An 18,366-nucleotide genomic window follows, 5' to 3' on the forward strand; every position below is an offset into this window, starting at 1 on the left:
GGTCCGGAAAACGGCGGAATCGGGTGCGGTCAGGTCCCCGCCCGCCCGAGTGCCCTGGCACCGGGGAAGGTGTGCCAGGGCCGTCAGCCGAGCGGACCGAGGCCTCACCGCACCCGATTCCCAGCTCTGCTCGAACCTGCCCGGTTCGTCTCAGAAGATTCCGGGCAGGACCTCCTCCCTCGCCTGGGCGTAGGAGTCCTCGTGCTGGTCGAGGTAGGTCTGCCACGCCTGCGCGTCCCAGATCTCGAGTCGCGTGATGGCGCCGATCACGACGCAGTCCTTGCGGAGGTTCGCGTAGCGGCGCAGTTCGGGGACGACGGCGATGCGGCCCTGCCCGTCGGGTTTCTGCTCGTCCGTGCCGGCGAAGAGGTAGCGCTGGTAGGCGCGGACGGACTCGTTCGTCAGCGGCGCCTGCGCGACGCGGCGCGCCATCTCCTCGAACTCCGCGCGGGGGAAGACGTACAGGCAGTGATCCTGGCCCTTGGTGACCATCAGACCCTCCGCGAGCGCGTCCCGGTACTTGGCCGGCAGCGTCAGCCTGCCCTTGTCGTCGAGCCTGGGACTGTGCGTGCCGAGGAACACCCCGCACCACCTCCCCGCCCGGCTCGGGTGGAACCGGCCGTGGGGTCCCCGTCGCCCCACCGCGCGCCACATTACCCCACCACGGCCCACCGTCAACGCGGATCGGAGCGCGCCAGGCCCGAATGCCGGACCGTTTCCGCTGGTAGGAGGATCGACGCGCGGTGGGGGGCGGTGGGGGGCCGCTCGCGTGTCGGCCGGCGGGGCAGGCGGCCGCGCCGGCGCCGACAACCCGGGAGGTGGTTGGTTTCGTCTCCGACCGGAGCGTGGTGGGGAAGAATGGAGATCATCATCCCGGGCTGCCAGTGTTGGCCGCCGCCGCACTCGTCACGGGACGGCCCCGGCGACGTTTGACAGACTGCGTCCCACACCGCCTCACCCAGGGCGCCGGCGCGGGGTCCGGCCCCTCACGAGGGAGCGGCGGTGTCGGGACGCCTGCGATGCACAGGAGGTCGTGTGACGCCGAGTACCGAGTCCCCAGCGCCGCCGAACGAACGAGCGGCTCCGGCCGACGAGCGACACCGGAGCGGCACGCTCGGGCTGTCCGAGCTGCACGCGATCACCGGCCGGATCGCGGCCAACGTGGAACGGGTCATCGTCGGCAAGCCCGAGGTGGTGCGGGTCGCCATGATCACGATGCTCGCCGAGGGGCACCTCCTGGTGGAGGACGTCCCGGGGGTGGGCAAGACGTCGCTGGCGAAGGCGTTGGCGAAGTCGGTCGGGGGCACCGTGAGCAGGGTGCAGTTCACCCCGGACCTGCTGCCCAGCGATATCACGGGCGTGTCCATCTTCAACCGGCAGAACAGCTCCTTCGAGTTCCGCGCCGGCCCGGTGTTCGCGAACGTCGTGGTCGGCGACGAGATCAACCGGGCCTCCCCCAAGACCCAGTCCGCGCTGTTGGAGTGCATGGAGGAACACCAGGTCACCGTCGACGGGCAGACCTACGCGTTGACGCCGCCGTTCATGGTGATCGCGACGCAGAACCCGGTGGAGATGGAGGGCACCTACGCGCTGCCCGAGGCCCAGCGGGACCGCTTCACGTGCCGGGTGTCGATCGGCTACCCGGACCCGGCGGCCGAACTGGCGATGGTGGACGAGCACTCCGGGCACGACCCGCTCGCCGAGCTGCGGCCGATGTGCACGGCGGCGCAGGTGCGGGAGATGGCGCACGCCGTGCGCGGACTGCACATGTCCTCCGAGGTCCGCCGCTACGCCGTCGACCTGGTGGCCGCGACCCGCCGAACACCCGACGTCCGGCTCGGGGCGTCCCCCAGGGCCACGTTGCACCTGGTCAGGGCGGCCCGAGCCCAGGCGGCGCTGGTCGGGCGGGAGTACGTGATCCCCGACGACGTCCAGGCGGTCGCCGTCACCGTCCTGGCGCACCGGCTGGTCCTCGCACCGGAGGCCCAGGCCGCCCGGCGCTCACCCGCCGAGGTCGTGCACGGTCTGCTGCAACGGGTTCCCGTCCCGCAGGGGGCCGGTTCGGCCCAGCAGCGGAGCGGGCAGTGGCCGGTCGAGCCGGCGCACCGCGCGCGCTGAGACAACGGTCCCGTGACCGAGCGGGCGGACAGCCTCCGTCGCCTTCCGCGTCCCCCAGTTCCCCGACGACCAGCAGCTCCCGGCGACGACGAGAAGGCAGAAGATTGACAGCGCTCTCCGGACTGACCACCCGAGGCCGGTGCCTGTTCGCGGCCGGCACCGCGGCGGCCCTGTGCTCCGTCGTGCTCGACGAACGCGACCTGCTGCGGGTCGGCCTCTTCACGCTGCTGTTGCCCCTGCTGTCCGCTCTCGTGACACGCCGGTCGCGCACGCAGGTGAGCGTCGAGCGCGCCGTCAGCCCGGCCCGGGTCCAGGCCGGTGACCTCGCGCGGATGCGGCTGACCGTGCGGGGGCGCGGGACCCTGGGCGGCGGGACGGTCCTGCTCCAGGACACCCTGCCCTACGCGCTCGGCGAGCGCCCCCGCTTCCTCGCTCCCCGGCCGGTGCGGGGGCAGTGCGTCGTGCTGACCTACGAGCTGCGGCCCACGCTGCGGGGCGTCCACACGGTCGGTCCGCTCGCGGCCAGGTTCACCGACGCCTTCGGGCTGGCCGAACACGACGAGGCGTTGGGCGAGCAGCTGCGGTTCGTGGTGACCCCGCGGGTCGAGGAACTCGCCGGGCATCCGGCCGGGTCGGCCACCGGGCGGGGGGAGGAGGGCATCGCCAGGGCGCGGTCGGGGCAGGGCCTGGACGACGTGGTCGTGCGCCCCTACCGGCACGGTGACGACATGCGCCGGGTGCACTGGCGGTCCACCGCGCGCCGGGACGAACTGATGGTGCGGGTCGAGGAGAGCCCCTGGGTGGGTGGCACGACCGTGCTGGTGGACGTGCGCAACGCCGCCCACCGGGGCACGGGGCCGGCGTCGAGCCTGGAGTGGGCGGTGTCGTTCACCGCCAGCGTCTGCCTGCACCTCAGGAGCACGGGCAAGGGCTTCCGGCTCCTGACCAACGAGGGGGTCCCGTTGCTCAGCGAGGACGTCCTCGGCGCCCGGAGCGACGCCGTCGTGCTCGACACGCTGGCCAGGTTGGCACCCTCGCGGCGGCGGGAGCTGGCCTTGGAGGCGGACCCGGCCGAGGGGCGTGACCTGGTGGCGGTGCTCGGCATGCTGTCGGCGGACGAGGCGCACCGGCTCGCGGTCCGCCGCCCGCCCGGGAGCCGGACCAGCGCGGTCCTGCTCGACGTCCGGCAGTGGGCGGGCCTCGGCGACACGATGGCGCCCAGCCAGGAGCCGGCCGCGCGGGTGCTCCGGGCAGCCGGGTGGCGGGTCGTCACCCCGCTTCCCGGTGAGGAGATGGTCGCGGTGTGGTCGCGGTTGTGCGGGCGGGGAGCGGAGGGCCCGCCGGCCACGCCGACCGCCCGGGCGGTCTGGCACGGAGGAGTCGGGTGATGGTGGGCGTGGAGGCGGGCCGGACCGACCTGGGGCGGCACGCGGCGAACGCGGTCCTGTGCGGGCTGGCGATGCTCGGCGCGGCGAGCGCGGTCACCGGCATCGTCGACGGGGCTGGGCCGATCCTCCTGGTGGCGCTGGCGGTGTTCACCGTGGCCGCCGCCGGTGTGGCGCTGCGCGCGATGCGGCTGCCGGCGTGGATCGTCGTCACCGGCCAGCTGCTCGTCCTGTCGTGCCTGGTCACCGTGCTGTTCACCGGGAGCGGTGTCCTCGGTCTGCTGCCAGGGCCGGAGGCGGTGCGCGAGGTGCTCGGGCTGCTGGGCGAATCGCTGGAACAGGTCAAGGTCGGGGTCCCCCCGGTCGAGGCGACCGCTCCCATCCTGTGCCTGCTCATGCTGAGCATCGGCGTGGTGGCCGTGGCGGCGGACCTGCTCGCGGTGGGGTTGCGCGCACCGGCCGCCGCCGGCCTGCTGTTGTTGTCCGTGTTCGCCATCCCCGCGTCCCTGGCCAGGGAGATGCTGCCGTGGTGGACCTTCGCGGCTGGCGCGGTGGGCTTCGCCCTCCTGCTGGCGGTAGACGGTCGGCACCGGCAACGCGTCCTCGCGGGGGCCGCGACGGACAGCGGGGCGCCCCGGAACCTGTGGACGCCGGCGGCGACCGCGACGACGGCCCTGTCCGTGGCCGCGGCACTGGTCGCGGGCGCGAGCCTGACCTTCATCGGGACCGAGGGGCGGTTCCCCGGTGGGGGCGGCGGTGGTGGGGGCGGTGACCAGGGCGGTTACGGCGTCGGGCTGAACACCTTCACCTCACTGCGGGGACAGCTGGACCGGGAGACCACGATCGATCTGCTGCGGGTCGAGGGGATGCGGGAGCGGCAGTACCTGCGGGCCTTCACCCTCAGCCACTACGACCCCGGGGAGGGGTGGCGGCTCGGCCCCGTCGACGAGGGCGTCGATGCCGCCGCGGGGCGGCCGTTGCCGCGCCCGGCCGGCAGCGCGCGCCTGCCCGCCGAGAGCAGTCGCATCCGTGTCGAACCGCTGAACTACCAGGACCACTGGCTGCCCGTGTTCGGAGTCCCCACCGTGGTCGACGACGTGGCGCCCGGCTGGCGCTACGACGCGCGCTCCGGCCTGATCTACGCCGAGGAGAGCCGGCGGGCCACCCCCTACACGGTCGAGGCGGTGGTGCCCGAGTACCCGCTCGAGGAGCTGCGCACGGCACCGGACCCGCAGAACGTCGACCCGGTGTACCTGCGGCTGGACGGGGTCACTCCCGAGGTGAGCGCGCTGGCCGACCGGCTGGCCGCCCCCCACGCGGCGCCGATCGACAAGGCCAACGCGCTGACCGCCTTCTTCCGCGACCCCGCGAACGGCTTCCAGTACAGCCTGGAGACCGAGACGGGCAGCGGTTCGGACGCCCTCGCGGACTTCCTGTTCGAGGGGCGCACCGGGTACTGCGAGCAGTACTCCTCGGCGTTGGCGGTGCTGCTCCGGTCGATCGGGGTGCCGGCCAGGGTCGCGGTCGGGTTCAGCCCCGGGTACCAGACGGGCACATCACGGCTGATCACCAACAACGAGGCCCACGCCTGGGTGGAGGGCTACTTCGAGGGTTTCGGCTGGATCTCCTTCGAGCCCACGCCGCTCAACGACGGCCGGGCCGTGGAGCCGGCGCACAGCACACCGGAGGAGTCCGACCGGCCGGACCGCCCGGAGGAGACGGACTCGGTGCCGACCACGACGGCGCCCACCGACACCTCCACGACGACGAGCGACGCCCCCCAGGCCGGTCACGACGAGGGCGTCGTCGAACCGGGCAAGGGCGCGTTCCCCGTCGCGCTCTGGGTGTGGTTGGTGGTGGGTCTCCTCGTCTCCGCCGCCCTGACAGCGCTGGTGGCCGGTCTCACCCTCGGACGCCGGCGGGCGACGGGCACGGGCCCCGGGGAGTTGGACGCCTGGCTCCGGCCGGTGGCGGCCACCCGGCGGGTCCTGCGGTTCGCGCTGTGCGGAGCGGTGGCGGCGACCCTCGTCCCGGTGTTGTGGTGGTTGGTGCTCCCGGTGGGGCCGGACGGCCTGTGGTGGCTGGCGGCCGTCCTGCTGCCCCCCGCTGTCGTGGTCGCGTCGCCGCCGCTGCTCCGCTCCTCGCGGCGCCGCATCCGCCTCCAGACCGTCCGGTCCGGGTGGGCCGGTGCCGCGACGGCCGCCTGGGCGGAGGTGCTCGACCTGTGCGCCGACCGGGGTTCCGCTCCCCCGGCATCGGACACCGTCCGGGTCGCGGTGGACCGCCTCAGCCGGCAGTACCGGTTCGACGGCCGGACGGTGGCCGGTCTGACCGTGCTGGCCGAGGCGGTGGAACGGGAGTGGTACGCGCCGTCCGCCGCCCCGTCAGGGGAGTTGGCCGGGGCGTTGGACTCGGTGCTGGCCGGTTTCCACCGGAACGCGCCCCCGCGCTGGGTCGACCGGGTCGTTCCCCCCTCGACACGGCGGCGGCCGCGCCGGGCCCCCGAGGGGCCGTCGAGCGACGGGGCTGGGACCGAGTAGGGCACGCCGGGCCCCGGAGGTGGGGCGCGGCTGGACGCGCGCTGGAGGCTGGCTGGAGGCGGAGGGCCGAGTGTGTGCCGCCGGGCCGGGGTGGGCGGCCCACGCGTCCTCCCCCGCCGGCGGAGCCACCTGGCGGCGATGGCCTCGCCGATGCCGCCAGGCCGGGTCGAGGTGACCCGGGCGGGTCAACCCGGAGGACTCGGTGCGGTCGGGGCGGGCGCGGCCACCAGTGGCTCCTCGCCGTCCCCCCGGCTACTCGGGCCTGGTGGCGCGGCCCCCCAACAGAAGAAAGGCACCCCGGCCGAAGCCAGGATGCCTGTCTGCCTGCTGATGCGGAGGAACACGCTCGGCTCGCGGCCCGATCCTTCGCACCGGGCCGCACGCACCACGTCCTATTCGCCGTCGAACCGCCGGCGGAACCGCTCCTCCATCCGTTGGGAGAAGGAACTCCTCGACGTCCGGGACGTCGGTGGCGGCTCGCCTGCGCCTCCCCCTTCGGCAGGTTCCTCGGTCTCGGAGGAACTGGCCCGAAGAGCGGTCAACATCAGTACGGCACCACCGAACATGAGCAGGAAGCCGAAAACGCTGATGACCGGTATGTCCGCCACCCGTACCGGGAGTACCACTCCGAGCACGAGCGTGAGCAAACCAACGGCCAGCAGCGCGACGCCCTGGAGGCGCCGACGCCTGGAAGGCCTCCGCACGCGTGCGCCACGCACGTTGGAGGCGAACTTGGGGTCTTCGGCATAGAGCGCGCGCTCGATCTGGTCGAGCAAACGCTGCTCGTGCTCGGAGAGTGGCATGGCTCCTCCTCCGGCACAGCGATTGCGGCGCCGGACAATCCTTCGAGACTTCCGGCGGACGCCCTCATGGGGCGTCACGTCTAAGGATACGAGCCGCGCAACCCGACCACTACCCGGACCGACCACCAGAATGTTCGCACACGCACACATTATCGTCGTGCGAGGTCAGTGAGTCGATTGTTCGACGCGGAGGGCGGGCCGCACGGCAGCGACACCCCGTGTTCCCCGGATCGGGGGAAGACGGGCGGGCAGCTCCTCAGCGGGGGCGGCGGGCCAGCACGTGCAGCCGGCTCGACAGCTCGCGCAGGGGCGGTTGCCGCGCCGCGAGCAACTCCAGTTCCGCGAGATCACTGGGCGAGCAGGTGTCGAGCACGGACCCCGGCACCAGGTCGGTGACGGCCCCGTCCCCCTGGAGCAGTTCGACCGCCAACCCGGCGGCGGTCACCAGCTCCGACAGGCCGGCGGCGTCGAAGCGGCGGAGCAGCGGGTCGGCACCGGTGCCGGGGGCGAGGGTTCCGCTCGGCGAGGTCAGCACCTCCCTGGCCTCCGCGACACGTCCCGAGAGGACGCGGTGCAGGACCGCCGCGTGCCGGTTGGCCACCACCACGGAGATCGCGCCACCCGGGGCGGTCACGGCCGACAGCTCCGCCAGCGCGGCACCCGGGTTCTCCACGTACTCCAGCAGTCCGTGGCCCAGCACCAGATCGGCCCGGCCCGGTTCCGCCACGGCGGTCAGGGCCTCGGAATCGCCCTGCACGGCGGTGACCCGGTCCAGCACGCCCCGCTCCGCCGCCCGGGTGCGCAGCGTGGCCAACGCGTTCGGGCTCGCGTCGACGACGGTGACCTCGCACCCCGCCTCGGCCAGCGGCACCGCCCACACCCCGCTGCCCCCGCCCACGTCGAGCACCCTCGGCGGACGCCCGGCCCCGGAGCGGCGGCGCACCGCGACCAGTTCGACGTTCAACGCGGACAGCACGGCCTCGGAAACCATGGGACAGAGCCTAGAACCCGTCGTGCGGGAGTGGCGGCGGCCTCCCTCCCCGCGAACCGGCTCGTCCGGCCGGCCGTGGTTCGCGGCGTGCCAGCACCTCGACCACCCGGGGCCACGACCGGTTCCGCCCCGGTCGGCAGCGGGGCCGGCCCGGAGCTCGTTGGGCCGATGCAGTGACGGCTCCACCACTGATCGGGGCAGACCGTAGGCTGCAACCCGTGCTTACTACGGTGGCAGTGCTCAGCCTGAAGGGTGGCGTGGGGAAGACGACCGTCGCGCTGGGGTGCGCCTCCGCCGCCCTGCGGCGGGGCCTGCGAACCCTGGTCGTCGACCTCGATCCCCAGTGCAACACCACGGCTGCGATGGATCCCGCCGAGACGGACGCCGACCTGGCCGACGTCCTCGCCGCCCCCTCGCCGGACACGGTGCGGGCGGCGATCGCACCCAGTTCCTGGGGAGAGGGGCTGGACGTCCTGGTCGGTTCGGAGGGCGCCGAGGGCCACAACGTCCCCAACCCGGGCGCGCCGGAGCTCTCCCGGCTCCGGGAGGTGCTGACGACGGTGCGCGAGCTGGACGAGGAGGAGGGGCTGCCCCCCTACCAGCTGGTGCTCCTCGACTGCCCGCCCTCCCTCGGCCAGCTCACCCGTTCCGCGCTGGTGGCCGCCCAGCGCGCCATGCTCGTGACGGAACCGACGATGTTCGCCGTCTCCGGCGTGCAGCGCGCGTTCGAGGCCGTCCAGGCGGAACGGGAGAACACCAACTCCGACCTGCAACCGCTGGGTGTCGTGGTGAACCGGGTGCGCCCCCGGTCGCACGAACACCAGTTCCGGATCAACGAGCTCCGGGAGATCTTCGGTCCGCTCGTGATGCCGGTGGTGCTGCCCGACCGCCTCGCGGTGCAGCAGGCCCAGGGCGCCTGCATGCCCATCCACCAGTGGGGCACCCCCGGGGCGCGGGAGGTGTCGCTGGCGTTCAACCTGCTGTTGGCCCGCGTGTTGCGCTCGGCGCGTGGCCGGCGGGCCGGGCGGGAGCCCGAGACCGAGCCCGCGTTCGACTGAGCCGGGCGGTGGACCGGCTACCGGCTCCGGCGGGATGGCACCATCGGAGGTGTGCCGGAGGGTGACACGGTCTTCCTGACCGGACGGCGTCTCGACGCGGCGCTCGCCGGCCGGGTACTGGTGCGGGGTGAACTGCGGCACCCCGCGTTGAGCGCGGTCGACCTCGCCGGCCGGGCCGTCGTCGGGGCCGACTCGGTGGGCAAGCACCTCTTCGTGCGCTTCGACGACGGGCGGAGCCTGCACAGCCACCTCCGGATGGACGGGTCGTGGCGGCTGCACGGCCCCGGCGAGCGGTGGCGACGTCCCGCCCACGAGGTCAGGGCGGTGCTGGCGAACCAGGACCGGGTGGCGGTGGGGTTCCTGCTGCACGACCTCGCGCTGCTACCCACGGGGGAGGAGTCGTCGCTGGTCGGCCACCTCGGCCCCGACCTGCTGGGGCGGACCTGGGGGGAGGCGGACCGCCGGGAGGCCGAACGCCGGCTCGCCGCGCATCCCGGACGAGCCGTCGGCGAGGCACTGCTCGACCAACGGGTGATGGCCGGTGTGGGCAACCTCTACCAGTGCGAGATCTGCTTCCTCCTCCGCGTGTCGCCGTGGACGAGGGTGGCCGACGTCGACCCGGCCGCCACCGTCGACCTCGCCAGGAGGCTGCTGGCGGCCAACGCGTGGCGCTGGGAGCAGAGCACCACGGGCTCGTTGCGCCGCGACCAGCGGCACTGGGTGTACCGGCGGGCCGGCCTGGCGTGCGCGCGCTGCGGCACCGCGATCCGCCGGGGGACGCTGGGGGTGGGAGTTCAGGCCCGCACCGTCTACCACTGCCCCCGGTGCCAGCCAGCTCCCGAAGGGGCTCCCGGGCACTCCGCCCCGGCGGGAGCCGAGGGCTGACCCGGCATTCACGCCCTGGTGCGCGGGTGCTCGACGGCGGCAGCGGTCCGGACGGCTCAACCGGTCAGGCACCAGCGGTCGTCGCGCGGTCTCCCACTCCACGCCCGTTGTCCCCCCACCCCGTGCCGCCAGCCCCCCGGCCCGAGCGGGACCGGCCTCTCCCCCACCCCGGTCGCCGGGGCTCGGCGCCCTGTTCCCCGGGCAGCGGAGCAGGAGGTGAACACCGCGCGCCCCGAGGGACGGTGGCCACCGTGAGAGTGGACGATCGCGAGACGGTGCGGCACCAACACCTCGTCCGGGGCCGGCCGGGAGTCACGGCCACCGGCCGAGGGTTCCGCGAGGGAGCCGCCCCGAGCTCACCCGGCTGGCGGCCGGCGGGGCACCACGGCGCGGAGCCCGCGCAGCACCGGGTACAGGAGGACGACGACGAGCGCCCCCCAGGCCATCCCGCCGATCTCCACCCCACCGACGGTGAAGGTCAGCCCACCCACTCCGGCGACCAACGCGGCACCCGCCACCACGAGGTTCAGCGGATCCCGGAAGTCCACCTGGTGGTCGGACCAGACCCGGAAGCCGAGCATCGCGATGAGACCGAAGAGCACCAGGGCCACCCCGCCGATCACTCCTGGCGGGACGAGGACCACCGCCGCGCCAACGCGAGGTGAGAAGGACAGCACCACGGCCAGGACCGCCGCCGTGGCGCACGCGGCGGTGGAGTGCACCCTGCTCAGCGCCATCACGCCGATGTTCTCCCCGTAGGTGGTGGTCCCGACCCCGCCTCCCGCACCGGCCAGGCTGGTGGACAGCCCGTTGCCGATGAGCACGTCGCCGGCGTGACGGTCGAGGTCACGTCCGGTGACCGCGGCGACGGCCTTCAGGTGGCCGAGGTTCTCCGCGAGGACGGTGATCACCACGGGTAGGACCAGCAGCGACACCGAGGGCGTGATGACCGGTGTGACCAGTTCGGGCAGACCGGTCCACGGGATGTCGAGGAGTTCGGGGGCGTTCTCCAGGGGCCCGGACAGCCAGGACGCGGTCCAGCCCACCGCGATGCCGAGCACCACGGCCAGACGGCGCCACAGCCCGCGACCCACGACCGCCGCGACGACGATCGTCAGGAGTGTCACCCCGGCGACCACGGGCTGCGCCGAGACACTGGCGGTGGCGTGGGGGGCCATCCCGAGCCCGACGAGGACCACGACGGCCCCGGTCACCACCGGTGGCAGCAACACCTCCACCAGACCGACGCCCAACGCCTTGACCGCCACCCCGAGCATCACCAACGTCACGCCCGCCACCAGCACCCCACCGAGCATCGCCGAGGGCTCCGCCCCCGCCTCGGAAGCCGCCAGGAGCGGACCGACATACGCGAACGAAGCGCCCAGGTACCCGGGAACACGGTTGCGGGTGACCACCAGGAACAGCAGGGTGCCCAGACCGGAGAACAACAACGTCGTGGTCACCGGGAAGCCCGTGATCGTCGGCACGAGGACGGTGGCGCTGAACATCGCCGCCACGTGTTGCGCCCCGAAGCCCAAGGTCAGCGGCCAGCCCAACCGTTCCTCCGGCGCGACCACCCCGCCCGTCCCGGTGACGTCCTCCGCTCGCACCCGCCACAACGGCATGCCGACACCTCCCCGTGCGAGGTCGCATCCTGCCACCACGCGGCGCCCGCCGTCCGCCGAACACGACCGGCGGCCCCGCCCGCGCGCCCACCGGCATCCACACCGACGGTCCACGCGGACCGGAGGTTCAGGCCGCCGAGCTCACCCGAGGCGGAAGGAGGCGACGCCGATCACGGCGACACCACCTCGCGAACGGTCACAGCGCGGTGATGTGGTGTTCCGGGCTGTCCAGCCACAGCACGTGGCGACCGTCGGTGGTGACGGTCAGGCCGTACCGGTCGATCTCAGGACGGCCCGCGACGTCCCAGGTCTCCAGCACGGGTTCCACCTCGTCCCACAGGCGACGGCTCCCGGCCTGGTGCACCGTCGCCGGATGCTCACCGAGGTCGACGCGCACCCACGACCCGGATGCCGGATGCACCCACCGGTACGAGACCACCTGCTCGTCCTCGCCGAGGAACACGAGGCGGCCGTGTTCGGCGATCAGGGAGGTGAAGAACGCCGCCGTCGACAATTCGAGCCCCTTCGGGACCGTGACGGAACGCGTGTCGTCCGCGCTGCCCCCGGTCTCCTCGAGAACGCGACGGCCGCTCCACCTCGGCTGGTAGCCGTGGGAACGCAGCGGCATGAACCCCGCTGCCCCCAAGAACCGGCCGTGAACGGCGCCGTCCGGGGCGCGGCGCAGCAGCGCGATGCCCGTCGAGACGGTGACCAGGATCGCGCCGTCCGCCGTGAGCTGGTCCAGCCATGCTCCGGGCACGCGGTCCACACCGCAGGTCGCCATGATCCTGTCGAACGGCGCCCGTTCGGGCACACCGGCAGCGCCGTCGCCGCACACCACGGTGGGCGCGTAGCCGGTGACGTCGAGCGCTGCGCGAGCCGTGTTGATCAGCTCGCCGTCCACATCGATCGTGGTCACCTGCTCGTCGCCGACGAACCTGGCCAGCAAGGCCGCGTTGTAGCCGGTACCCGTACCGACTTCGAGCACACGGTGGCCAGGGCGCAGATCGAGCGCGGCCAGCATGGACGCCATCATGCTCGGTTCGGTGGACGAGCTGATGGGGTTGCCGTCATCGTCGAACCGCGTGATCAAGGTGTCGTTCGAGTACGCGGCCGCCATCGCCTCAGCACGCCGGACCGGGTCGGGATCGTGGACGTCGTAGTGGGTGAAGCTGCCTGTCACCGGGTCGAACAAGGCGAACCGGGGCGCGAAGACGTGGCGGTCGACGACGCGGAACACCTCGGGCCAGGTCCGCGAGGGCAGCTCTGCTGCGAGCTGGTCGGCCAAACCCGCGCGCAACGCGGGGATGTCCTGGTGGGGCGTGGTCATGCGGCATCCGTTCTGGTGAGTTCATCGGTCCACGCTTCCGTCACCACGTGATGCGCGAGCACCTGCTGTGGCTGCCGCACGTCGTCGAGTGGCCGACGGTGGACCTTCGCGTGGTGCCGATGGGTGTGGGCTGGCATCCCGGGCTCGAGGGTGCGTTCGGCATCGTCGAGCGCGGGGGCGATGACGCGCCAGTGGTGCGGTTGGAGACACGGCGGTCCGCCCTGTTCCTCCATGAAGCCAAGGATGTCGGCGCGTACCAGGAAGCGGCGGACAGGGTGCGGGAAGTCGCGATGAGCCCGGACGACACCTGCGCACTCATCGCTGACGTGATCGGGAGAATGGAGAGGAGATCATGACGGTGCACCACGAGCCGGAGCACTGGCGGAAGGCACGCCGGTCGCGGAATGGTTCCGCCCGCGTCGAGGTCGGCCGGTTCGCCGACGGTGTCGCGGTGCGGGACACCAAAGATCGGGCCGCTGGCCAGGTCACCGTCACGGGCCCACGGTGGTCCTCTTTCCCGCGCGCCATCCAGGCCGGCCGTGACGACCGGTGAACACGCGCTGGACGGCCCCCGCCCCACATCGTGGCGAGAGGCCGTCTCGTCGCTGCCGAGGCCGACGAGGACCGCCACAACGGCATGCCGACACCTCCCCGCGCGAGGTCGCATCCTGCCACCACGCGGCGCCCGCCGTCCGCCCAACACCACCGGCGGCCCGCCCGCGCGCCCACCGGCATCCACACCGACGTCCCACGCGGACCGGAGGTTCAGGCCGCCGAGCTCACCCGAAGCGGAAGGAGGCGACGCCGAACGCCGTCCCCGCGAGGCCGCTCCCGAGGCGGGAGGGACTCCAGTGCTCATTCCGGCCGGGTTCCTGGCACCGCCAGCCCAGCGCACCCCTCCGGCGCGCACCCGGGCCGAACCCGCCCTCCTGACGGCTCCACCCGGCCTGCCGCACATGGTCCGAGAGTGGGAACCGGGCTGCCGGCCCCCGGGGCCGAGGGTGGGGGTACGGGAAGGGGGAACCCCGGTCAGAGCCGGGGTGAGCGGGACAGCTCCCGCAGCCCGGCGGCGAGCCCGTCGAGGTAGTCCGCGGCCTCGGTGAGCGCCGGCGCGGAGGTGTCGTGGTCATGGGCTGCGACGGTGCGACCCGCCGTGGCCACCAACCGCCCGAAGCCGTCCACGCCGTCGTGGAGCCTGGCGGCCAACCGGTCGATGTCCCCGGCCAGGGCGGCACGTTCCGAGGCGGGAGAGGCATCCCTGGCCCGCTCGACCGCCTGGAGCCGAGCGGCGGCCGCCCGAGCCGCGTCACCCGCCTCCCGCGCGGTCCCCCGAATCCTCCGCACGGACTCCTCCGGGACGAGCGGCGCCCCGCCGACCGGGGTGGACAACTGGTGGAGCAACTCCGCGAGACTGGCCTCCGCGTCGGCGAGCCGCCGCATCGGCTTGTGCGCGGCGGAACCCGGATCGGGCAGGGGCGGCGGAGGTGGCGGTGCCACCGCCTCCTCGGGCAGCGGGGTCCGGTACAGCCGGACTGTCCGCACGCCGGAGGACACCGCGCTCGCCCCGATCAGGGCGCTCACCCCGCCCACGACGACCTCGGACGTCTCCAGCCCTGGCTCGCTGCCCACGGTGAACGCGAACGCCCCGGCGAGGGCGGCTAAACCGGTCTTGACGTAGAGGCCCCGCCGGGCCCGGCGCCGCTTGCGCAGCAGCTGGGCCCGCGGGTCACGCCACTTGTCCAGGCCCTGGCGGAACTTGCTGGCGATCAGGCCACCGGCCTGGTTCGCCACCGAAACGAGGTCGGACACGTCGCCCCTGCGATCCGCCACCTGGAGTCACACCCTCGGTCGCTCAGGCCTGGCCTGGCTGCTGCTGACCGGGCTGCTGGATGTTCTGCGGCTGGGCCGGCTGCGGCGCCGCGGCACCGCCACCCACCTGGCCAGCGGATCCCCCACCCATGCTGGCACGGATCTGCTCCAGCCTGGAGACACCGGCCATGTTCACCGAGGCCTGTTCGACCTCCATCATCCGCCCCTGGACCGAGTTCTTCGCCAGCTCCGTCTGCCCCATCGCCGTCGAGTACCGCTTCTCGATCTTGTCGCGGACCTCGTCGAGCGACGGGGTGTTCTTCGGGGCGGCGAGCTCGCTCATCTGCTGGAGGGAGCTGGACACCTGCTCCTGCATCTTCGCCTGCTCCAGCTGGCTGAGCAGCTTGGTGCGCTCGGCGATCTTCTGCTGGAGCTGCATGGCGTTGCGCTCCACCGCCTGCTTGGCCTCGTTGGCGGCCTGGAGCGCGGAGTCGTGGAGGCTCTTGAGGTCCTCGATCTCCTGCTCGGCGCTGACCAGCTGGGCCGCGAACGCCTGGGCGCTGTTCTCGTACTGCTGTGCCTTCTCCAGGTCACCCTGGTTCCTGGCGTCATCGGCCATCACCAGTGCCTGCCTGGCCGAGGCCTGGAGCTTCTCGACGTCCCCAAGCCGCCGGTTGAGCTTCATCTCCAGCTGACGCTGGTTGCCGATCACGGCGGCGGCCTGCTGGGACAGCGCCTGGTGCTGCCGCTGCGCCTCCTCGATGGCCTGCTGGATCTGCACCTTCGGGTCCGCGTGCTCGTCGATCTTCGACGAGAACGCCGCCATGAGGTACTTCCAGAACTTCACGAACGGGTTGGCCATCTCCTCCGCCTGCCTTCTTCTGCTACCCGGCCGCCCGAGGCGACTATCCGGATAATCACCCGATGCCTGATTGCCTGTTCCATCGTGTCAGGTACCGTCGCGCGGTTCCAGCGACCCCGGAACATCTCGGGGCTGTCCCTGACCAGAGCCCGGGTCACCCCCCGCCGCCGAGAGCCGCTGAACCTCCACCAGCCCGGACCGCAAACCACGCAGTCGGTCGGCCAGGTCAGCCACCGGGTCACCGACGGTGACCGGGAGGGCACGGGCGGAGGTCAACTCGGCGATCTCCGTGCGGGACCGTTCCAGACCCGCCACCGCACCCCGCATCCTGGCGAGCAGCGTCTCCTTCGCCCCCTGCCGCGCCTCCGCGGCCCGGAGCCGGTCGGTGACGGAGGCGGCCGCGCCGGCCAGCTCGGCCCGGGTGACCTCGTCCGTCGCCTGGTCGGCGGCCTGGGACAGGCGCTGCGACTCGGCCCGCAGTTCGGGGGCCAGGTCCTGGCCCAACAGCTGGTCGAGCCTGGCCACCTCGGCCGCGCTGGACCGCACCTCCACCAGCACGAGCTCCACGTCGTCGTGGACACCCGACAGCTCGGGTCGACCCGCCGTGGCGGAGGTGATGGCGCGCGCCGCCCGCTCCGCCCGCTCCGCCCAGACCTGGGCGGGGCTACCGCGCACCGGGCGGGGCGCCTCGGCCGCGAGGCGCGGGGACGAGGTGCCGCTCCGGGATCGCCGCACGGCGACGAACAGCAGTGCCCCGCCCGCCAGCACGACCACCGCCAGTACCGCGACGAGGACTTCGAGAATCACTGGTGGTCCCCCACCCGCTCCGAGGGTTCTGACACGTCTCGAATTCCGGGTGCCCCACACCGTGACGTGTTATGACGTCGCTCCGTGGCCCCCGGTCAACGAAGTGCCCCCAATAGTAGTCAGGCGCACTCGCGTGGTGGTGCTGACCCGATCACCGGGTGGCAGCAGGCCGCGCGGGGGTGGCGGTCGTGACCCGGGTCCGAACCGGGAAGCGGCTCGTCAGGCCGCCACCACCACCTTGTTGGTGATGCGCATCGAGGAGTCGAGGCGTCCGCCGAGCACCGGGGCGACGGCGAACTCCGAGAACTGCTCCCCCACCACGGCGGGGACGAGCTCGTCCGACTGCTGGGCCTGCCGCGCGACCCGGGCCTCGGCGGTCGCCGGCTGGGCCACCCGGGCAGCGGCGCCGGGCACCGGCGTCGCCACCTGGCGGGTCCCGGCGTCGGACCGGATCTCGGTGGCCACGTCGTCGAGGAGCCTGGGCAGCTCCAGTTCCAGGGCGTCGCAGATGGCCGCGAGGAGCTCGCTGGAGGCCTCCTTGCGCCCCCGCTCGACCTCGGACAGGTAGCCCAGGCTGACCCGGGCGATCCTGGACACCTCACGCAGAGTGCGGCGCTGGGCCGTGCGTTCCTCACGCAGGCGCTCGCCGATGGCCTCCCGCAACAGAACGGCCATGCCGTGTCTCCTTCCACCCTGGATGTGTTCGACGGTTCACTGTCGGGCTGACGCGCCGGCAGCGCGCCGCGATCGAACGACGATCCAGTTGAGCGCGCCGTCCACTCCACCGTACCCAGCCGAGCCAATACGATCAGCAACTTCGGGTCAACGTCCGCCGAGGGCGAACGGGTTCCCGTCCAGCCAGTTCCCCCTGTTGTTTGCCTGATCGGGTTAACGGATCGCGACCGCCCGGCATTCCGGCCGGCGTCCGGGCGCCGGCCGGTGACCGGGCGCGACCGGGCCTTCCCCGTCCCTCACGCGGGTGGCGCCCGGTCCAGGGCCGCGCCGAGGGCGTCGAGAGCGGCGCGGACCGCCGCCGCGCGCACGCCGTGCCGGGAGCGGGACAGCCGGAGCGTACGGACCGTGACCTCGTCCGCGCCGGCCACCGCGACGTGCACGAGGCCGGGTGGGAGCCCGTTCTGCGGGTCCGGGCCGGCGACCCCGGTGAGCCCCAGACCCCAGTCCGCCCCGCAGCGCCGCCGAGCTCCCTCCGCGAGCCGCCTGGCGACCTCGGGGTGCACGGGCCCGTGCTCGTCGAGCACGGCGGTGTCGACGCCCGCGAGGCTGCCCTTCAGGTCGGTCCCGTACACGACGAGGCCGCCCCTGACGACCGCGCTGGCCCCGGGAACCGAGGTCAACAGCCCGGTGACCAGGCCCGCCGTCAGGGACTCGGCCGCGGCCACCGTCTCACCACGCTGGCGGAGCCTGTCCAGGAGGAGGGTGAGACGCTCCTCGTCCAGCCCGAACCCGGGCAGGGGCGAGTGGTCGTCCGCTCGGCTCACGCGGTACCCGCGAGCGCCCGCCGCCCCCGGGCGCGCATGCGCACGGCCCGAACCACGTAGTCGATCCCGGTCGCGAGGGTGAGCAGCAACGCCACCGCCATCACCGACCAGCGCACCAGGTCGAAGCCGTCGGAGAGCGGCAGCACGTACAGGCCGATGGCGACGATCTGGACGAGGGTCTTGAGCTTCCCTCCCCGGCTGGCGGGGATCACGCCGTGCCGGATCACCCAGAACCGCAGCAGGGTGACGCCGAGCTCGCGGACACCGATCGCGATGGTCACCCACCAGGGCAGCTCGCCGAGCACGCTGAGCCCCACCAGTGCCGCCCCGATCAACGCCTTGTCGGCGATCGGGTCCGCGATCTTGCCGAAGTCCGTGATGAGGCCTCGGCGGCGGGCGAGGTCCCCGTCCAGGCGGTCGGTGATGGCCGCGAGCGCGAAGAGCCCGGCGGCGACCAGGCGCCAGGTCCCGCCCTCCGCCCCCACGAACAGGGCGACGAGGAAGAAGGGCACCAGGACGAGGCGGAAGACCGTCAGGGCGTTGGCGATGTTGACCACCGGGACGGCGGTCGGTGTCACGCCGGCGGGGTCGGCGGGCTCTGGCACTTCCGCCTTCGCCCAGTCGGCGCCGGTCGGGGTTCCGGTGCTGTCCATG

The 18,366-nt window shown here is 73.2% G+C and carries 18 protein-coding genes; 7 read left to right on the top strand and 11 right to left on the bottom strand.

The genetic code is table 11. The features are described 5' to 3' along the window. Positions 1 to 150: 150 nt before the first annotated feature. A complete protein-coding gene (gene mraZ, locus ACOJVX_RS17835) occupies positions 151 to 582 on the bottom strand; it encodes a division/cell wall cluster transcriptional repressor MraZ (protein ID WP_026420008.1) in 432 nt (143 codons plus the stop codon). A gap of 453 nt (positions 583 to 1,035) precedes the next feature. Between mraZ and ACOJVX_RS17840 the strand changes: the two genes are divergently transcribed. The 3 genes from ACOJVX_RS17840 to ACOJVX_RS17850 all read left to right on the top strand — a co-directional run bounded on the left by ACOJVX_RS17840 (position 1,036) and on the right by ACOJVX_RS17850 (position 6,043). Next, positions 1,036 to 2,118 carry an AAA family ATPase gene (locus ACOJVX_RS17840; RefSeq protein WP_026420007.1) on the top strand — a complete coding sequence of 361 codons (1,083 nt, stop codon included), beginning with the start codon at positions 1,036 to 1,038 and terminating at the stop codon, positions 2,116 to 2,118. 104 nt (positions 2,119 to 2,222) lie between these two features. Further along, positions 2,223 to 3,506, top strand: coding sequence for a DUF58 domain-containing protein (locus ACOJVX_RS17845; RefSeq protein ID WP_030105846.1), 1,284 nt, complete (start codon positions 2,223 to 2,225; stop codon positions 3,504 to 3,506). Beyond that, entirely contained in the window at positions 3,506 to 6,043 is a 2,538-nt protein-coding gene (locus ACOJVX_RS17850) for a transglutaminaseTgpA domain-containing protein (protein WP_422646937.1), read from the top strand. Before ACOJVX_RS17845 ends, ACOJVX_RS17850 begins: the two co-directional genes overlap by 1 nt. 392 nt (positions 6,044 to 6,435) lie before the next feature. On the opposite strand, the gene ACOJVX_RS17855 is transcribed toward ACOJVX_RS17850, so the two are convergent. Continuing rightward, a complete protein-coding gene (locus ACOJVX_RS17855) occupies positions 6,436 to 6,846 on the bottom strand; it encodes a DUF3040 domain-containing protein (RefSeq protein WP_026420004.1) in 411 nt (136 codons plus the stop codon). Between the two features lie 256 nt (positions 6,847 to 7,102). Then, positions 7,103 to 7,837 carry a methyltransferase domain-containing protein gene (locus ACOJVX_RS17860; RefSeq protein WP_026420003.1) on the bottom strand — a complete coding sequence of 245 codons (735 nt, stop codon included), beginning with the start codon at positions 7,835 to 7,837 and terminating at the stop codon, positions 7,103 to 7,105. Positions 7,838 to 8,073: 236 nt separating this feature from the next. On the opposite strand from ACOJVX_RS17860, the gene ACOJVX_RS17865 reads away from it, so the two are divergent. Together ACOJVX_RS17865 and ACOJVX_RS17870 are read left to right on the top strand one after the other, a co-directional pair. Next, complete coding sequence (locus ACOJVX_RS17865; RefSeq protein WP_422647582.1) at positions 8,074 to 8,895, top strand: ParA family protein; 822 nt, start codon at positions 8,074 to 8,076, stop codon at positions 8,893 to 8,895. A 51-nt stretch (positions 8,896 to 8,946) separates the two neighbouring features. Further along, positions 8,947 to 9,780: a DNA-formamidopyrimidine glycosylase family protein gene (locus ACOJVX_RS17870; RefSeq protein ID WP_026420001.1), complete on the top strand. Its 834-nt coding sequence runs from the start codon at positions 8,947 to 8,949 to the stop codon at positions 9,778 to 9,780. 356 nt (positions 9,781 to 10,136) lie between these two features. On the opposite strand, the gene ACOJVX_RS17875 is transcribed toward ACOJVX_RS17870, so the two are convergent. Further along, positions 10,137 to 11,405 (bottom strand): uracil-xanthine permease family protein, encoded by a 1,269-nt coding sequence (locus ACOJVX_RS17875; protein WP_030105843.1) that lies wholly within the window; start codon positions 11,403 to 11,405, stop codon positions 10,137 to 10,139. 196 nt (positions 11,406 to 11,601) lie between these two features. Next, entirely contained in the window at positions 11,602 to 12,735 is a 1,134-nt protein-coding gene (locus ACOJVX_RS17880; protein WP_026419999.1) for a methyltransferase domain-containing protein, read from the bottom strand. 50 nt (positions 12,736 to 12,785) lie between these two features. On the opposite strand from ACOJVX_RS17880, the gene ACOJVX_RS17885 reads away from it, so the two are divergent. Next, a complete protein-coding gene (locus tag ACOJVX_RS17885; protein WP_156038480.1) occupies positions 12,786 to 13,091 on the top strand; it encodes a Scr1 family TA system antitoxin-like transcriptional regulator in 306 nt (101 codons plus the stop codon). Next, positions 13,088 to 13,288 carry a DUF397 domain-containing protein gene (locus tag ACOJVX_RS17890; RefSeq protein WP_418155332.1) on the top strand — a complete coding sequence of 67 codons (201 nt, stop codon included), beginning with the start codon at positions 13,088 to 13,090 and terminating at the stop codon, positions 13,286 to 13,288. Before ACOJVX_RS17885 ends, ACOJVX_RS17890 begins: the two co-directional genes overlap by 4 nt. Positions 13,289 to 13,764: 476 nt before the next feature. Here ACOJVX_RS17890 and pspM read toward each other — a convergent pair whose 3' ends face one another. The 6 genes from pspM to pgsA form a co-directional block, all read right to left on the bottom strand. After that, positions 13,765 to 14,565 carry a phage shock envelope stress response protein PspM gene (gene pspM, locus ACOJVX_RS17895; RefSeq protein ID WP_103056426.1) on the bottom strand — a complete coding sequence of 267 codons (801 nt, stop codon included), beginning with the start codon at positions 14,563 to 14,565 and terminating at the stop codon, positions 13,765 to 13,767. A gap of 22 nt (positions 14,566 to 14,587) precedes the next feature. Then, positions 14,588 to 15,406 carry a PspA/IM30 family protein gene (locus tag ACOJVX_RS17900; RefSeq protein ID WP_035274800.1) on the bottom strand — a complete coding sequence of 273 codons (819 nt, stop codon included), beginning with the start codon at positions 15,404 to 15,406 and terminating at the stop codon, positions 14,588 to 14,590. A gap of 87 nt (positions 15,407 to 15,493) precedes the next feature. Next, positions 15,494 to 16,213 (bottom strand): hypothetical protein, encoded by a 720-nt coding sequence (locus ACOJVX_RS17905; protein ID WP_026419996.1) that lies wholly within the window; start codon positions 16,211 to 16,213, stop codon positions 15,494 to 15,496. A 219-nt stretch (positions 16,214 to 16,432) separates the two neighbouring features. Continuing rightward, complete coding sequence (locus tag ACOJVX_RS17910; RefSeq protein ID WP_026419995.1) at positions 16,433 to 16,888, bottom strand: helix-turn-helix domain-containing protein; 456 nt, start codon at positions 16,886 to 16,888, stop codon at positions 16,433 to 16,435. Positions 16,889 to 17,184: 296 nt separating this feature from the next. Then, positions 17,185 to 17,670, bottom strand: a complete 486-nt coding sequence (locus ACOJVX_RS17915) for a CinA family protein (protein ID WP_245588919.1) — start codon at positions 17,668 to 17,670, stop codon at positions 17,185 to 17,187. A gap of 38 nt (positions 17,671 to 17,708) precedes the next feature. After that, positions 17,709 to 18,365, bottom strand: a complete 657-nt coding sequence (gene pgsA / locus ACOJVX_RS17920; RefSeq protein WP_418155329.1) for a CDP-diacylglycerol--glycerol-3-phosphate 3-phosphatidyltransferase — start codon at positions 18,363 to 18,365, stop codon at positions 17,709 to 17,711. Position 18,366 lies beyond the last annotated feature (1 nt).

The organism is Actinoalloteichus caeruleus, assembly GCF_049311605.1.
Classification (GTDB): domain Bacteria; phylum Actinomycetota; class Actinomycetes; order Mycobacteriales; family Pseudonocardiaceae; genus Actinoalloteichus_B; species Actinoalloteichus_B caeruleus.

Excerpts from the sequence above, each read along its gene's own strand:
- ACOJVX_RS17850 (WP_422646937.1), top strand. The coding sequence starts at position 3,506 with ATGGTGGGCGTGGAGGCGGGCCGGACCGACCTGGGGCGGCACGCGGCG.
- ACOJVX_RS17855 (WP_026420004.1), bottom strand. The coding sequence starts at position 6,846 with ATGCCACTCTCCGAGCACGAGCAGCGTTTGCTCGACCAGATCGAGCGC.
- ACOJVX_RS17860 (WP_026420003.1), bottom strand. The coding sequence starts at position 7,837 with ATGGTTTCCGAGGCCGTGCTGTCCGCGTTGAACGTCGAACTGGTCGCG.
- ACOJVX_RS17875 (WP_030105843.1), bottom strand. The coding sequence starts at position 11,405 with ATGCCGTTGTGGCGGGTGCGAGCGGAGGACGTCACCGGGACGGGCGGG.
- ACOJVX_RS17880 (WP_026419999.1), bottom strand. The coding sequence starts at position 12,735 with ATGACCACGCCCCACCAGGACATCCCCGCGTTGCGCGCGGGTTTGGCC.
- ACOJVX_RS17885 (WP_156038480.1), top strand. The coding sequence starts at position 12,786 with ATGCGCGAGCACCTGCTGTGGCTGCCGCACGTCGTCGAGTGGCCGACG.
- ACOJVX_RS17890 (WP_418155332.1), top strand. The coding sequence starts at position 13,088 with ATGACGGTGCACCACGAGCCGGAGCACTGGCGGAAGGCACGCCGGTCG.
- ACOJVX_RS17900 (WP_035274800.1), bottom strand. The coding sequence starts at position 15,406 with ATGGCCAACCCGTTCGTGAAGTTCTGGAAGTACCTCATGGCGGCGTTC.
- ACOJVX_RS17910 (WP_026419995.1), bottom strand. The coding sequence starts at position 16,888 with ATGGCCGTTCTGTTGCGGGAGGCCATCGGCGAGCGCCTGCGTGAGGAA.
- pgsA (WP_418155329.1), bottom strand. The coding sequence starts at position 18,365 with ATGGACAGCACCGGAACCCCGACCGGCGCCGACTGGGCGAAGGCGGAA.